This is a genomic window from Thermomonas sp. (genome assembly GCF_041905325.1).
GTDB lineage: Bacteria > Pseudomonadota > Gammaproteobacteria > Xanthomonadales > Xanthomonadaceae > Thermomonas.
In genome coordinates, this window is the sequence record NZ_JAYRLK010000016.1 from 1 (window position 1) to 15,048 (window position 15,048).

Sequence of the window (15,048 nt, forward strand, 5' to 3'; positions counted from 1 at the left end):
CAGCACACCAACCTCACGCTGGCGCCCGGACACGGCGTCGAAGTCGGCGACCTGGTGAGCCTGGGCGTCTCGCACCCTTGCACGACCTTCGACAAGTGGCAGGTGCTGTATGTGATCGACGACGACTGCATCGTCGTCGATGCCGTGCGGACCTGGTTCTAGGCAGCCCACAAACCCGCGCCAGCGTGGCGGTGCAGCACATCGTGCGGTCGCCAGACTGATCGCTATGCCAGGAACAGATCCGAGATCACGGCACGCAGCCATCCATTGGCAGGGTCCTGCTTGTAGCGCTCATGCCAATGCTGCTTGATGGAGAACGTCGGCAGCGCAAACGGCGGCCGCATGGCCTTGACGTCGGCGATGCGCACCAGCGTCTGCGCCACCCGGCTGGGCAGCGTCACCATCAGGTCTGTGCTGGCCACCAGCCCGCCCAGGCCCAGAAAGTTCGGCACGCGCAACGCCACGTTGCGCTCCACGCCCAGCCGTTGCAGCTCTTCCTCCACCAGGTTTTGCCCGGTCCCGGATGCAGTCACCACGACGTGGTTCTCCCGCCGGAACATGGCCTCGGTGAGCCTGGACCGAACGCGCGGGTGGCCGCTTCGCACCACGCAGGCGAAGTCCAGGTCGAAAAGCTTCTGCTGGTAGAACCCCGCCTCCAGCTGCGGCATGAAACCGACGGCCAGGTCCGCCTCGCCGGACTCCAGCATCTTCGGAGTCTGGGTCGAGATGTGCGTGATCTCCAGGTTGATGCCCGGGGCGATCTCGCGCAGGCGGTTGACCAGGGGGGGCAACAGGGCCAGGTGCGTGATGTCGGTCATGCAGATGCGGAACGTGCGCTGCGCGGTGGCCGGGTCGAACGCGGCCTGCTGCCGGGTGATGCCGCGCAGCAGCTCCAGGGCCTGGCGCACCGGCGCCACCAGCGACGTGGCGTGCGGCGTGGGCTGCATGCCATCCGCGGTGCGCACGAACAGCGGATCCCCGAAGTGACGCCGCAACCGCGCCAGCGAGATGCTGACCGATGACTGGGCCACCCCCAGGTTGTCGCCGGCCCGGGAGACGCTGCGGGTCTTGTAGACCTCGTCGAAGACAGCCAGAAGTTTCAGGTCCACTATTTATCTTTCCGTTATTGAATATTCGAGCCATCTCATTGCCTTAATAGTGTGCCAAAAACAGAATGGCGGCAATCACGACATTTGCCTGTTCAGGGGACATCCGCATGCACACCATCCAGCCGGCCACTGTGAACGAGCCCAGCCGCGACACCCCGGTCTGGGGCGAGTACGACGTTGTCGTGCTCGGCGGCGGTCCGGCCGGTATCGCCGCTGCCGTGGCTTCGGCACGCCTGGGTCGCTCCACCCTGCTCGTGGAGAGCTATGGCTTTCTGGGCGGCATGGGCACCGCCGCGGGTGTGACCAACTTCTGCGGGCTGCATGCCAACGTGTACGGCCACATCCGGCAGGTCGTGCACGGCGTGGCCGACGACCTGCTGGCCGGCATCCGCGCGCTGAACGGCCTGAGCGAGCCGCACGTGATCCTCGGCAAGATAGCCGCCCAGGCGTACGACAACGCGGCCTTCAAGGTGGCGGCGGACAACCTGGTGCTGGGCAGTGGCGCCCGGCTGCTGTTCCATGCCCAACTGGTCGGGGTCCTGATGCACAGCCCCAGCGAAATTCGCGCCGCCCTGATCGAAACCAAGTCCGGTCGTTACGCGGTGCTGGCGAAGACCTTCATCGATTGCACCGGCGACGGCGACCTGGCAGCGCAGGCCGCCGCGCCGTTCGAAAAAGGGACCAGCGCGCGCGACATGATGTACCCGTCCACCATGTTCAGGGTCAACGGCGTCGACGCCGCGGTGGCGGGGGACGCGTATGACCGGTTCGGGCACCTCATGGACGAGGCCGGGAAGTCCGGCCGCAAGTTCCCGCGCAAGACGCCCATCATCCGCCCGCAAAAAAATCCGTCGGAATGGCGGGCCAACGTCACCCAGCTGGCGAATGCGGATGGTCATCCGGTGGACGGCACCGATGCGGCCCAGCTCAGCGATGCCGAGGTCGAGGGACGGCGGCAGATCGTGGATTTTTTCCAGTTCCTGCGCGCGTCCGCACCCGGGTTCGAGAACTCCTACATCCTGGAGATCGCCCCGCAGGTCGGTGTGCGGGAAACCCGTCGCATCGTCGGCGAGTACCAGCTGACCGAGGATGATGTCCTTCAGTGCGCCAGCTTCGAGGACAGCATCGGCGTCAACGGCTGGATGATCGAGGAGCATGTGGCCGGGAACATTTCCTTCCGGTGGCAGGACATTCCAAACTGCCGCGGGTTCAACCACCTGCCCTACCGCATCCTGCTGCCGCAGCGCGTGGACAACCTCCTGGTGGCCGGGCGCTGCGCCTCCATGACGCATACGGGCCAGGCGGCGGCACGGGTCTCTGGCGGCTGCTTCGTGATGGGGCAGGCGGCCGGGACCGCCGCGGCGCTGGCGGTGAACGCCGGCGTGCGCCCGCGGGACCTCCCGGTCGCGCAGCTGCAGCAGCGCCTGCAAGCCGATGGCGCCTACCTTGGGCGCGATATTCAATGAACCATTTCACCGGATTCCTGGAGCCCGCCATGAAACGACGCAGCCTGAACATGGCGGCTTTGGCCGCAGCGGTGACCTGCCTGGCGCCGATGGCGCAGGCCCAGCAGCGCGGCGCCCAGGCGGGATGGCCCACTCAGACCGTCCGGCTGCTGGTTGGCTTCCCCGCAGGCTCCACGCCCGACACTCTGGCTCGCACTTTGGCGGAGCCGCTGTCCATGGCACTGGGGCAGCCGGTGATCGTCGAGAACAAGGCCGGGGCGGGTGGCCAGATCGCCGTGGAGCAGGTTGCCCGGGCCACGGACCACCACACCCTCGCGCTGGCCAGCAACAGCCTGGTCACAGCAAAGATGCTGGGCACGAAGCTGCCCTACGACGTGGCTCGGGACTTCAGCTTCATCTCGCTGCTGGCGACAGCTCCCCTGGTCCTGGTCGCACCTGCACACTCGCCCACGGGTGCGGCATTCTTCACGGCCGCCGTCCAGCAAGGCGACAGGTGGAACTACGGTTCGGTCGGCAACGGCTCCATGGGCCATTTGGGTATGGAAGTGCTCAAGACCAAGGTCAAGGGGCTGGCGCCTGTCCATATCCCGTTCAAGGGCAACCCCGATGTCGTGACCAGCATGATCGGCGGTGAGATTCACATGGCCCTGGTCCCGCCGGGCATCGCCATCCCGCAGGCCAAGGCCGGCAGGCTCAAGGTCATCGGGCTGGCCGGTGGGCGCAGCGCGGTCGCCCCCGAGGCGCAGCCGCTCGCCGACGCCGGCGTGCGCGACTTCAATGTGGAAGTCTGGGCCGCAATGATCGGCCCGGCCAGCCTGCCGAAGGCCGCGCAGGACCGGCTGGCGGCGGTGGTTCCCTCCATCGTCCGCAACGCCGAAACCCGCCAGAAACTGCTGAACCAGGGCTGGCAGGCGGTGGGCACGTCGCCAGACGGCCTGAGGAACCGCATCAAGGATGAGACCGCCACCGTCGAGGCCCTCATGCATGGAGTCCAGCTGAAGTAAGCGCGGCCCGCACGACTGACACGCCGGCTTTCGACTCTTCAAGCAGCCTGGCCATCGCATCCAGCGACTCGAAGATTTCCAGGCTCGCCAGCGCGACCCGCCGCCCCGCCTCCGTGGCCTCCAGGCCGCGGCGGTGGCGCAGGAACAGTGCCGCGCCCAGCCCTTCTTCGAGCCGCGCAAGCTTGTGGCTCGCGCCGGAGACGGACATATGGCAGGCCTGCGCGGCAGCCGAGAGGGACCCCGCCCGCGTGCACTCCACGACCAGGCGCAGCGATGGCAAATCCAGACGGTGCAGATTGATGCTGGTGAGCATGGCGCTGCAGCCGGGCACGCTGCCCTGCCTGAACAGGAGCGTGCCGGGCGGAAGGCACGAAGTCAGAAGGAGTGGCGCACCCCGATCGCCACGGCACGGGGTGTGGCGCCCGGCGCACCCGCCGCAAAGGCTACGTCGTTGCCGAGCAGGGCAAACTGGCCGGTCGCATTGTTCGAGGTTCGGCCGAACGAGGTGTACGCAATGGTGCGCCTGGACAGGTTGTAGGTGTAGGTCAGGCCCAGGCTGGTGCCTCGCCGTTCGGCGCCGTTCGGGTTGTCCTGCCGGATGCGCTGAACCTGCGCGTACACGGTGCTGGCGCCAAACGCGACCGAACCGCCCAGCCAGGTGTCGGATCCGTCCACCGGCCCATTCACGCGGAAATGGCCGACCGATGCCGAGTAGTTGCCGAACACATAACGCGTGCCCAGGGCCATGTCCGTGCGGTTCGCGATGCCGGTGAAGGCCGCCGGCGTGCCCGCGGTCAGTGCCAGCTTGACTTGCTGCAACGAGCCGCTCACGGTCAGCCCGCCGCCGATGTACTCGCCCCCGACCCCGATGAATTTGTTCGTGTCGCGCGGCGGCCGGCCTGCGCCACCGGGGCTCTCCGAACCCAGCCCATAGGCCGCGCGCGCCCGGAACCCGCCGATGATCGGCGAGGTGTAGGTGAGGACGTTGCTGTTGCGCGCACTGCGCTCCGGACCGCCGAGCAGGGACGTCAGCAGCTGGATGTTGCCCAGGTACTGGGCGCCCCGGATGGTGTCGGTGGTCACGGCGGTATAGAACAGAGGCGTGTAGTCGCGCCCGAGGGTCACCGTGCCATAGGGCGTCTCCAGACCCACGGCGGAGCGGCGATTGAAGCCCGCCACCGCCGTTCCGGTGGGCGCGGCCGGCGTGGCGCTGCCGTAGTCACCCGTGTACTGTTTGGAGGCGCCAGTGTCCAGGTCGAAACCCATCTCGAGCTGGAACAGGGCCTTCATGCCACCGCCCAGGTCTTCCACGCCGCGCAGGCCCCAGTGGGACGAGGACCCGATGCCTGATGTCACGGCCGTCAGCGCGCCTACGCCGGGCGCGCCACTGCGGCTGGACACCACGCTGGCATCCACGTTGCCGTACAAGGTGACGCTGCCCTGAGCGAAGGCGCCGGACGCACCGAGTGCCAGCGTGGCGCAAGCCAATGCGCCCGCGGTAGCCCTGCCCCGCACCCGGTGCCTGTGCGAAATCATGGGGGGACGCTGTGTGTTGTTCATGATGAGGTTGTCTCCGTTTGTTGATAAAGGTTGAATCGCTGCCGGCGCGCATGGGAATTCTGGTTGGGCACTACTATTTAGACAATGTCATTCCCTCAATAGCAGAAAACGTAAAGGCGAATATTTGGTACCGAGGCCCGGGCAGGGTGGGTGCCTCAGAATCCATACACCTCAAGCGTGCGGGCCCCGCGGCGGATCTGCGAAATCACGTCCGCTTCCTTGCGCTCGCGCGCCACCGCCGCCTGCACCACCGCACCGGCCTGCTCACGGGGAATGGCAACCACGCCATCGGCATCGCCCACGACGAGGTCGCCTGCATGGACGGTCAGGTCGCCGAACAGCGTGGGATGGTTGATCCAGCCGCGAGCGCCGAAGTCCTTGCCGGTGCCGCGGATGCACAGCCCGCGGGCGAACACCGGGAAGCCGAAGTCGGCCAGGATGGCGCCGTCGCGCACGCAGCCATCGATCACCAGGCCGCCCAGCTGGCGGGTCTGGGCCGCGCAGGACATGATCTCGCCCCAGTAGCCGAAGTCGTGCGCGTCGCTCACGTGCACCACCAGCACGTCGCCCGGCTGGGCCACGTAGATGGCGCGGTGCAGCCACAGGTTGTCGCCGCCCGGCGAGTGCACGGTCACGGCCGGCCCGCAGATGCGGAACGCCGGCGCAACCGGCTTGATGGCGTGCGGCATCACTCCGATGCGGCCGCCCGCTTCGTGCAGGGTGGCCACCGGTAGCTGGCGGGCGGCCTCGACCGTCGCCGCATCAGGGCGGGCGAACTCCTGCGCGATCGTGGGGCCGCTGGGCGTGGCGGGCGCGCTCATGTCGTCTCCCGCGTCTGCAGCTGGTGGTAGCGGTGCTTTTCACGCGCCTCACGCAGGCTCATGCCGGAACGAACCGACTGGCGGATCGCGTCCTCGGCCCGCTGGATCTGCTCGGCCGAGTCGAGCACCTTGTCCTCGAATTCGCGTGGAATGGCCACCACACCGTCGGCATCGCCGCGCAGCAAGTCGCCCGGCGCGATGCGCACGTTGCCGACGCTCACCGGGATCTGTGTTGCCTCAACCTGCACCCGGTCCTTGCCGGTGCGCATCCAGTTGTCCCGGCTGTAGATCGGGTAGCCGAGTTCCAGGGCGAGCGCGACGTCGCGGTTGATCCCGTCGATGACCGTGCCGGCGATGCCCTTGTGGTGCGCCACTTCAGTGAGGATGTCACCCCAGACGGTGACGTCATCGCGGCCGTTGTTGGCCAGCACGACCACGGTACCCGGCTCGATATCGTCGATGAAATCGCCCACGGTACCTGGCGGGTTGCCGGCCGGACCGTACTGGAGCGTCCAGGCGCGACCCGTCATGCGAAACGATGCGGACCGGGGCTTGATCTTGTAGCACTGCCCGGCCAGGCCGTGGCGGTCCAGTGCATCGCTGAGGGTGGCCGTGTCCAGGCGCGACGCGCGCGCGACGTTGGTGTCTTCTTTCATGATCATTTTTCTTGCGCCTTCAGCGCAGCATGTGTTCGTAATCTGCGCCCATGACCTGCGTGATGGGCTGCCGCGCCAGCAGGGCCCTGGCCATGGCGGCTTCCCGCGCCGCGATGGCTTCGGCGGCATCCAGCACCCGCACGGCCTCGGTCGCCGGAATAAAGGCCACGCCGCTGCCATCCGCGATGACGTAATCGCCAGCGTTCACCAGCACGCCGCCGATGGTGACTGCGCCGTTGACCTCGACCTCCGCCACCCGGCCGCGGGCGGTGCGGGCCGTGAGCGAACGGCAGTAGACCGGAAAGCCGTATGCGCGGGCCTCGTCAATGTCGCGTACGGGTCCGTCGGCTACGACACCGGCAATGCCCTTGACCTTGGCGCCCAGGGTCAGGATTCCACCCCAGCTGCCGGCGTCGATGCCCGTGCGCTGTTCCACGACGATCACGTCGCCGGCAGTCGCGAGTTCGATGGCGGTGGTGCCCAGGTGGCGCGGCGCGCCGGCGGCCGGCGGCGCGTCGGCCGCCGCGACCAGGCGGTAGGTGACCACGCGCCCGGCGATGCGCCGGGTGGTGGCGCGCTGCGCCAGGCCGCTGGCGACCTGGTCTTTCAGGCCAAGCTTGTCCATTGCGTCGGACACGGCGCAGCAGTCGATGCGCAGCAGGCGCCGGGGAATGTTGTCTTGCATGGTGCGCTCAGGCATAGCGTTGGCGCAGCTCCCGCTTGAGCAGCTTGCCGCTGGGGTTCTTGGGAAGGGCGTCGGTGAGGATGACGCGCTTGGGTACCTTGAAGCCCGCCAGCCGCTCGCGGCAGGCGGCCAGAAGACCGGCCTCGGTCAGCACATGGCCCGGCTTGGCGACTACGACCGCGGTGACGGCCTCGATCCAGTGCGGATCCGGCAGGCCGATCACGGCCACCTCGGACACGCCGGGGATACCGTACATGGCTTCTTCGACCTCGCGGCTGGCAACGTTCTCGCCGCCGCTCTTGATCATGTCCTTCTTGCGGTCGACCACGGTGATGTAGCCCTGCGCATCCATGGTGGCGAGGTCGCCGCTGTGGAACCAGCCACCCTCGAAAGCGGCCCGGGTGCGTTCGTCGTCGTGGTAGTAGCCGGTCAGCAGTTGCGGCGAGCGGTGGACGATCTCGCCTACCTCCCCCACGGCCACGTCGCGCATTTCGTCATCGACCACGCGGGTCTCCACGTTGAGCGCCGGCCGGCCGGCCGACCCTGCCTTGCGCAGCTGGTCTTCGGGTTTGAGCACGGTGGCCACCGGTGCGATCTCGGTCTGCCCGTACAGGTTCCACAGCCGTACCTGCGGCAGGCGCTGCTGCATCTCATGGAGCACCGCCACCGGCATGATGGACGCGCCGTAGTAGCCCTTGGCCAGCCGGCTGAGGTCGGTGCCGTCGAACGCGGCCGAGCGCAGCAGGGAGATCCACACCGTGGGCGGCGCGAAAAACGAGGTAATGCCGTTGGACGCCATCATCGCCAGCAGGTTGTCCGGCGTGGGCCTTGAAGTGATGACGCTGGTGGCGCCTACGTACACGCACGGCCCGAGGAAGACGTCCAGCTGGGCGCAGTGGTACAGCGGCAAGGCGTGCAGCACGATGTCGCTCTCTGCGACCTGGGCGTCCACCAGGCAGGTGACGTACTCCGAGATGACCGCGTCGTGTGTGAGCATCGCGCCCTTGGGCCGGGACTCGGTGCCGCTGGTGTAGACGATCTGCGCCAGCATCGCCCCGTTCAGTTCGCGTTCCGGCGGCTGCCCGCCCTGCTGCTGCAACTGGTCAAAGGTGACCAGGCCGGGCTCGGGCAAGGTCTCGTCTTCCGACGGCAGCCACACCAGCGTGCGCACCGCCGTTGCCTCGCTAGCCTGGCGGCCCAGCGCCGTCAGGCCGGCGTCCACGCACAGCAGCTGCGCACCGGAATGCGCCAGGATGAACCGGGCTTCTTCGGCATTGAGCATGAAGTTGATCGGCACCAGCACGGCGCCCAGCCGCGCCACGGCGAAGCGCAGTGCCGCGAAAGCATGCGAGTTGCGCGCCAGCACAGCCACCCGGTCACCGACCGCCACCCCTTGTGCTGCCAGCCCGGTCGCCAGGCGCGAACAGACGGTATCGAACTGGGCGTACGTCCATTCCACCGCGCCGCAGCGGATGGCCAGCTTGTCCGGGTGGCGGCGTGCCGAGCGACGCAGCAGATCGCCCAGCGTCTGGCGTTGATGTTCGTTGGTCATCACAGTCTCCACGCAGCGAACCCGGCACCCACGCCGGTGCCGGCCGGCGTGCGAAACAGCGGCTGGTACTCGCTCCAGGCCAGGGGCAGGGGCCCTACGGCGCCCGCGGCCACGATCCAGTTCAGGATCTCCGAGGAGCCGGAGTTCAAGGCCCCCCGCGGAATCGAGCGCAAGGCCGCGTGGTCACCGCTGCGGATGGCGCCGAGCACGCGCTGGTCCAGGTCCTCGTCGACCACGAAGTGGCTCAGGCCGCCGGAGCCGACCACCGCGACCCGCTGGTCCCCCGGCATGGCCTCGATCGTGCGGTGAATCGCCTGGCCCAGGTCGTGGCAGCGCGCGGCGGTCGGTACGTTCGGCCCGTAGTAGGTGTTCAGCAGCACCGGCACGATAGGGACGCTGCGCCCGCGCAACAGCCGCTGCACGATGAAGCCGTAGGCGTGCCCCAGGCCCACGTGGCCGTTCGCTTCGATGTGGCTGCAGGCACCGATGTCGAAGTGCGCATCCACCAGGCCGCGGATCAGATCCAGCGCGAAGTCCGGCGCGCCGTCCAGCCGGTGCTGCGCGTCCATCAGGTAGCCACGGCCCATGTCGTGCACCCAGGGGGGCGCACCCTCGTCGCCGAACAGGTCGCTGGTCACCATCTGCGCGCCGTGGTAGATCGAGATGGCCGGCTGGTTGGCGGAGGTGAACATCTCGTGGTGGTCGTCCCCCACGATCACCACCACGTCGGGCGCGGCCCGTACGAGTTCATCGGCCAGGCGGTCCAGGGCGGCGGCGCACGCACGCTCCTTGGCCGCGAGGATCCCGGGCGCGATCACGTCGGCGCTGCGAGGGCCGAGTTCGGCCAGCACCTGCTCGTATGTGAGCAGCCGCCCGTCCGAGAGGTTCAGCTCCCTGTTCGCGTAGTCCGCCGCGGCGCGGTGTTGCCACTGCTCCACAGTCAGGGTCAGCAGCGGCGTGTGCGATGCGCCGATGCCCAGTACAACCTGTGCCATCTCATGCGCTCCTTACGCGTCCTTGCGGAAGCGGGTGTACAGGCGGGTGCAGTTGCATTCGAAGACGTTGCGGCGGTCCTGCTCGGTCAGCGACGCCATTTCCTCGATCACGGGCTTGAGGTCGTCATAGGCGCGGCCGCTCGCGGGATCGACAACACTGCCGGTGCCGGGGTTCTCGGTGGCGAACAGCACGCGGTCCGGCCCCACCACCTTGAACAGCAGCTCCAGCGCGTCCTTGTCGTAGGTGGTGGTGTCGAAGTGCAGGCGCTTGAGCTTGTCGTCGAAGAACTCGCCACCCGCGCGCACCGTCCACGCGCGGAACCTGCCCATGTGGTACGGAATGGCGCCGCCGCCGTGCGGCACGATCAGCTTCAGGTTGGGGAATTTCTCGAACACCCGCGAGTTCATCAGCGAGATGATGGAGATGCTCTCCTCGTTGATGAATTTGAGCGTGTAGCTCTCCCGCGGGCTGCAGCTGCCGGCCGAGTGGATCAGCGCGGGGATGTCCAGTTCGCACAGCTTCTCGTACAGCGGATACCAGAACTCGTCTCCCAGACCGGGAGGCGGCGCGCCGTCGCCCTCGGTCGGGTCGGGGTTCAGCAGGCAGCCGATGAAGCCCTGCTCCCTGACGCGGAAGTCGAGTTCCTGCAGGCAGTTGGCGGGGCTTTCGTCCCGGTACTGCGGCAGGCCCGCCACCGCGCGGAAGCGCGTGGGAAACATCTGCACGGTGCGATAGACCAGGTCATTCATGTGCCGGGTCCACAGCGCGGTCACGGCAGCCGGCTTGACCGAGTGCATCTGCATGTAGGGACGCGGCGACAGGAACTGGATGTCGGTGCCGACCTTGTCCATGATGTCCAGGATGACCTGGGCCGCTTCGCGCACGGCGTTATCGGTCAGCCTGGGCGGCAGCGCGGGATTGGCCCGGCTCGCCACCAGTTCGCCCATGAATTTGTAGCTTTCGGGCGGCACGATGACGTGCGCGTGAGAATCGATGATCATTTGAATGCCTCGGGAATGTGTTGTCGGTGTGGGCCGGTCAGCGCTCGCGGATCACCGCCACGGCCTCGATCTGCAGCAGCATGCCGCCGGGCAGGTCGGCCACCTGCGTGTGACGGGCCGGCCGGTCGTGGGGATCCGGAAAGCACTGGAGCCACTCGGCATTCAGTGCATCGCGCTGGCCGTTGTCCTTGACGTAGGCCGTGATGCGCACCACGTCGCCCAGGGTCGCCCCCCCGTTGGCCAGCAGCGTGCGCAGGTTCTGGAAGGTGAACCTCGCCTGCGCGGCACCATCGGGCGGCAACTGGTCGGTGGACGGGTCCTTGCCCATGATTCCGGACGAGTACAGGATGTTGCCGACCCGGGCACCCGCAGGAATCGGGGCGGCATGCGTCACGCCCCCGATCTCGATCGAGCGGCCGGAGTTCGTGTGGGATGCGGTGTTCACGACGTTCCTTACTGATGTTGAGGTGGCGGCGCCGCATTTGCCGACAGCCCGTGCAGCTCATCCAGCGCGTGCGCCGACAGTCCGCCATCCACGGCGATGTTGGTGCCCCGGATCCAGGCAGATGCAGGGCTGAAGAGAAAGGCGACGACCGGCGCTATGTCGGCAGGCGTGCCATGGCGGTCCAGGGTGCGCATGCGCTCACTGGCCTGGGCCCCGAGCGTGCGGACGAAGTCGCCAAGGATGGGCGTGTCCACCGGCCCGGGGCTGACGGCGTTCATGCGGATGCCGCGGGTGCGCCAGGTCCAGCGGTTCTGGATCGTCCAGGCGATCAGCGCCTCCTTCGAGAAAAAGTAGCTGCGCGGGCCTTCGATGCCATGGGCCGTGCAGAAGGCTTCGGCGTCCGGGAAGTCCAGCGTGGCGGTGGCCTGGATAGCCGCAACGGCGCGCGCCCAGCCAGCACCGGCCGCCGACGCCAGGTTGACGATGGACGCACCGTCGGCCAGCTTGGGCACCAACGCCTGCGTCAGGTACCTGGGCGCAAGCAGGTTCACGCGCAGCACCTGCGCGGCGGCATGGGTGGGCGGCAGGCCGGCGATGTTCGCCAGCCCGTCGATCCCGTGCGGCAACGCGGCCACCAGGCGGTCCAGCGACGCCCGGTTGCCCAGGTCGGCCTGATGAAAGTCGTCGACGTGGCCGTCAGGCTCGCGCACATCGACGCCCAGCACCCGGGCTCCCTGGGCCCGCAGGAGCTGCGCCGTTGCGGCGCCGATGCCCGAGCTCACGCCCGTGACGATGAAGGTCTTGTTGTTGAACATGGATCGAAGGTCGAATCGCAAAGGAGGCCTGGCCAGCGCGTCGCGTCACTCCAGCACGATGTTGCGTTCCTTGAAGAAGGCGCCCCATTTCGCCGACTCGCTGACGACGAACTTCTGGAAATCGGCCGGCGACTGGTTCACGAACTGGAAGCCGAGGTCGCCAAAGCGGCTCATGTTCCTGGGCAATGCCATCACCGCGCTGATCTCCTGATTGAGGCGTTGGACCATCGCCGTCGGCGTGCCGGCGCGGGCCACCGCACCAAACCAGACGGTGAGCGACACCGCGGGCGCGCCGGCTTCGGCCGTGGTGGGTGCCTGCGGCACCTGGGGCAGGCGCTTGGGGCCCGCCACCGCGATCACCTTGAGCTTCTGGGTGTTCACGTGCTGCAGGCCCGGGCCCATGCCGTCGAACAGGAAATCGACCTGCCCGCCCAGCAGGTCCGTGATCGCGGGTGCCGCCCCCTTGTACGGAATCGGGTTGAGCTGGGCACCCGTAGCCGTTGCAAGCAACTGGCCCAGAATGTGGCCAACCGACCCATTTCCTTGCGTCGCATAGTTCAACGAGCGCACGCGCGAGGCAGCCACCAGGTCGGCGATCGAATTGACCGGACTGCTGAAGGGCACGTACAGCACCGCGGGCATCTGCGGCAGCGGGGCCACGGCGGTGAAGTCCGTCATCGGGTCGTACTGGAGCTTGCGGTACAGCAGGCGGTTGGTGCACAGCACGGACATCTCCGCCACCAGCAGGGTGTTGCCGTCCGGCGGTTGCTGCATCAGCGCCGATGCGGCAATGGAGCCAGCCCCGCCCGGCTTGTAGTCCACGATCACCGGCCGGCCCATCCGCTCACCCAGGCCTTCGCTGATGGCGCGCGCCATCATGTCCCCCGGACCGCCTGGCGGGTACGGCACGATGATGGTGAGGGGCCGGGTGCCCAGCTGCGCGCGGGCGCTGCCGGTCCATGCAGTGGCGGCAAGCAGCGAGGCGATGACGTTGCGTCGAGTGGTCATTGGTGATGTCTCCGTGTTGAAATTCAGGTTCAAAAAGGGGCAACGGGTGGCGCTCACGGTACGAACCACGATGCGCGCGGCATGCGCGGCGTGATCACCGACACCGGCTCCATGAAATGCTTCAGGCCAAGCAGGCCCGATTCGCGGCCCAGGCCGGACTGCTTGATCCCGCCGAACGGCACCATCGGGTCCGGCGCCGCGTGGTCGTTCACCCAGAGGGTCCCGGCTTGCAGCCCGGCGATCACGCGCTCGATCCGCTGCGCATCGTCCGACCACACCGAGGCGCCCAGGCCGTAGGGCGTGGCGTTGGCACGCGCAATGCCTTCTTCCACTGTGCGAAACCGCATGACCGGCAGCACGGGGCCGAACGGCTCCCCGTCGACCAGGCGGCTGCCCTCGCCCAGACCCAGCGCGATGGTGGGCGCCACGAAATAGCCCGGGCGGTCCAGCACGTGCCCTCCGGCAGCGAAGTCGGCGCCGTCGGCCCGTGCGGACGCAATGAACTCCTGCACGATTCGGAACTGCGCCTCGTTCTGCACCGGGCCGAGTTGCGTCTGCGGCGCGAGACCATTGCCTACCCGGGCATTGCGCGCGAAGGTCGCGAGGCGCTCGACGAGCGGGTCGTAGACACCCTCCTGCACGTACAGCCGCTTGATGGCCATACAGATCTGGCCGCTGTTCACGAAGGCCGCGCCAAAAATGCGGGCGGCGACCGCATCGACGTCGACATCGTCAAGCACCAAGGCCGCGTCATTGCCGCCCAGCTCCAAGGTAACGCGCTTGAAATCGTTGGCGGCGCTCTGGGCCACCTTGCGCCCGGTCGCCGTGGAACCGGTGAACGTGACCTTGGCGGCCGCTGGATGCTCTGACATCCATTGCCCGAGTTCGTTGCCGCCGGCCACGACGTTGAACACGCCGGGCGGGAAGATGCCGCGCCCGATCTCCCCCAGCCTCAAGGTGGCCAGCGGCGTGTAGGGCGAGGGCTTGAGGACCAGGGTATTGCCGGCGTGCAGCGCATGCAGCAGCTTGCCCACCGCCATGGTGACCGGAACGTTCCACGGCGCGATCGCCGCCACCACACCGAGCGGTCGGTAGTGCAGCACCGCGTGGGACCGGTCGTCGTCCTTCAGGACCGCGGGCTGCACCACCAACTGGGCCATCTGGCGGATCGCCTCCGCATTGCGCCGCACCTCGGCACGCGCGAACGCCAGCGGACGGCCCTGCTCCAGGGTCACCAGGGTCGCCAGGGCCTCCTCGTCCGCGGCCACGGCATCGGCGAACTTGCGCAGAAGGGCCGTGCGGTCGGCCCAAGGGGTGTGGCGCCATTGGCCGAAGCTGATGCTCGCCGCGCTGAAGGCCCGGTCCAGATCGGCCTTGCCAGCGCCTGCCACCTCGGCGAAAGGCATCCCTGTTGCAGGATTGACCACGGCCACCGGTGCGCCATGCGCGCAGGGTGCGCCGTCGATCGTGTTGCGCAGGGACAATCCACGCGCCCAGCTTTCCTTTTCGGCCGTCAGGGCGGCCGAGTCATCAAAAACTGGTGTTCTCTCCACAGACGTTTCTCGCCTTTCTCTCAGAGCAGTAAGGTTGGTCCCAGCCGCGCATTCAGGTAGCCGTTTGACGCGCCGCCCGATCGCATCGCACAAGTTTCGTGCGCTCCATGTGTTTAAACAATGGAATAGGACGGATAGTCACAAACGGGATTTCGAATAGTCGTCGCCTGTGCGCTGAAGCGTGCCGGCGGCCCGCAGATCCTGCTCAGCGCATGAGGGCTGGCCGGCTCCCGGCAACCGCTGCCAAAATCCCCCGCATGCTCCACTACCTCACCATCCCCGTCACCCCCTTCCAGCAGAACTGCTCCCTGGTCTGGGACGACGCCACCAAGCAGGCCGCCGTGATCGACCCCGGCGGCGATCTGGACACGCTGCTG

Annotated in this window: 15 protein-coding genes and 1 pseudogene; 3 read left to right on the forward strand and 13 right to left on the reverse strand. The window is 67.7% G+C overall.

The annotated features are described in order from the left end of the window. Positions 1 to 162, forward strand: a pseudogene (locus ACE3OK_RS12055) (amino acid deaminase); the annotation flags it as partial. A gap of 62 nt (positions 163 to 224) precedes the next feature. On the opposite strand, the gene ACE3OK_RS12060 reads toward ACE3OK_RS12055, so the two are convergent. After that, a complete protein-coding gene (locus ACE3OK_RS12060) occupies positions 225 to 1,109 on the reverse strand; it encodes a LysR family transcriptional regulator (protein ID WP_374249790.1) in 885 nt (294 codons plus the stop codon). Between the two features lie 107 nt (positions 1,110 to 1,216). Here ACE3OK_RS12060 and ACE3OK_RS12065 point away from each other — a divergent pair, with 107 nt between their 5' ends. Next, the gene (locus tag ACE3OK_RS12065) at positions 1,217 to 2,575 is read left to right on the forward strand and encodes an FAD-dependent oxidoreductase (protein ID WP_374249791.1); all 1,359 of its coding nucleotides are present in this window, start codon (positions 1,217 to 1,219) and stop codon (positions 2,573 to 2,575) included. A 29-nt stretch (positions 2,576 to 2,604) separates the two neighbouring features. Further along, entirely contained in the window at positions 2,605 to 3,579 is a 975-nt protein-coding gene (locus ACE3OK_RS12070; protein WP_374249792.1) for a Bug family tripartite tricarboxylate transporter substrate binding protein, read from the forward strand. Here ACE3OK_RS12070 and ACE3OK_RS12075 read toward each other — a convergent pair. The 12 genes from ACE3OK_RS12075 to ACE3OK_RS12130 form a co-directional block, all read right to left on the reverse strand. After that, positions 3,554 to 3,892 (reverse strand): LysR family transcriptional regulator, encoded by a 339-nt coding sequence (locus ACE3OK_RS12075; protein WP_374249794.1) that lies wholly within the window; start codon positions 3,890 to 3,892, stop codon positions 3,554 to 3,556. The genes ACE3OK_RS12070 and ACE3OK_RS12075 overlap by 26 nt on opposite strands. Positions 3,893 to 3,954: 62 nt before the next feature. After that, positions 3,955 to 5,139 carry a porin gene (locus tag ACE3OK_RS12080; RefSeq protein WP_374249795.1) on the reverse strand — a complete coding sequence of 395 codons (1,185 nt, stop codon included), beginning with the start codon at positions 5,137 to 5,139 and terminating at the stop codon, positions 3,955 to 3,957. A gap of 155 nt (positions 5,140 to 5,294) precedes the next feature. Next, positions 5,295 to 5,960, reverse strand: coding sequence for a 4-carboxy-4-hydroxy-2-oxoadipate aldolase/oxaloacetate decarboxylase (locus ACE3OK_RS12085; protein ID WP_374249796.1), 666 nt, complete (start codon positions 5,958 to 5,960; stop codon positions 5,295 to 5,297). Continuing rightward, a complete protein-coding gene (locus ACE3OK_RS12090) occupies positions 5,957 to 6,616 on the reverse strand; it encodes an RraA family protein (RefSeq protein ID WP_374249797.1) in 660 nt (219 codons plus the stop codon). The genes ACE3OK_RS12085 and ACE3OK_RS12090 overlap by 4 nt, the downstream gene beginning before the upstream one ends. A gap of 19 nt (positions 6,617 to 6,635) precedes the next feature. Beyond that, positions 6,636 to 7,301, reverse strand: coding sequence for an RraA family protein (locus tag ACE3OK_RS12095; RefSeq protein WP_374249798.1), 666 nt, complete (start codon positions 7,299 to 7,301; stop codon positions 6,636 to 6,638). A gap of 7 nt (positions 7,302 to 7,308) precedes the next feature. Next, complete coding sequence (locus tag ACE3OK_RS12100; RefSeq protein ID WP_374249799.1) at positions 7,309 to 8,853, reverse strand: acyl-CoA synthetase; 1,545 nt, start codon at positions 8,851 to 8,853, stop codon at positions 7,309 to 7,311. Beyond that, positions 8,853 to 9,848, reverse strand: a complete 996-nt coding sequence (locus tag ACE3OK_RS12105; RefSeq protein ID WP_374249801.1) for a hypothetical protein — start codon at positions 9,846 to 9,848, stop codon at positions 8,853 to 8,855. The genes ACE3OK_RS12100 and ACE3OK_RS12105 overlap by 1 nt, the downstream gene beginning before the upstream one ends. Before the next feature lie 12 nt (positions 9,849 to 9,860). Then, positions 9,861 to 10,850: an amidohydrolase family protein gene (locus ACE3OK_RS12110; protein WP_374249802.1), complete on the reverse strand. Its 990-nt coding sequence runs from the start codon at positions 10,848 to 10,850 to the stop codon at positions 9,861 to 9,863. Positions 10,851 to 10,887: 37 nt separating this feature from the next. Beyond that, positions 10,888 to 11,295, reverse strand: coding sequence for a RidA family protein (locus ACE3OK_RS12115; RefSeq protein ID WP_374249803.1), 408 nt, complete (start codon positions 11,293 to 11,295; stop codon positions 10,888 to 10,890). An 8-nt stretch (positions 11,296 to 11,303) separates the two neighbouring features. Then, a complete protein-coding gene (locus ACE3OK_RS12120) occupies positions 11,304 to 12,110 on the reverse strand; it encodes a coniferyl-alcohol dehydrogenase (protein WP_374249804.1) in 807 nt (268 codons plus the stop codon). A 45-nt stretch (positions 12,111 to 12,155) separates the two neighbouring features. Further along, positions 12,156 to 13,118 carry a Bug family tripartite tricarboxylate transporter substrate binding protein gene (locus ACE3OK_RS12125; protein ID WP_374249805.1) on the reverse strand — a complete coding sequence of 321 codons (963 nt, stop codon included), beginning with the start codon at positions 13,116 to 13,118 and terminating at the stop codon, positions 12,156 to 12,158. A 53-nt stretch (positions 13,119 to 13,171) separates the two neighbouring features. Then, a complete protein-coding gene (locus ACE3OK_RS12130; protein ID WP_374249806.1) occupies positions 13,172 to 14,602 on the reverse strand; it encodes an aldehyde dehydrogenase family protein in 1,431 nt (476 codons plus the stop codon). Between the last annotated feature and the right edge of the window lie 446 nt (positions 14,603 to 15,048).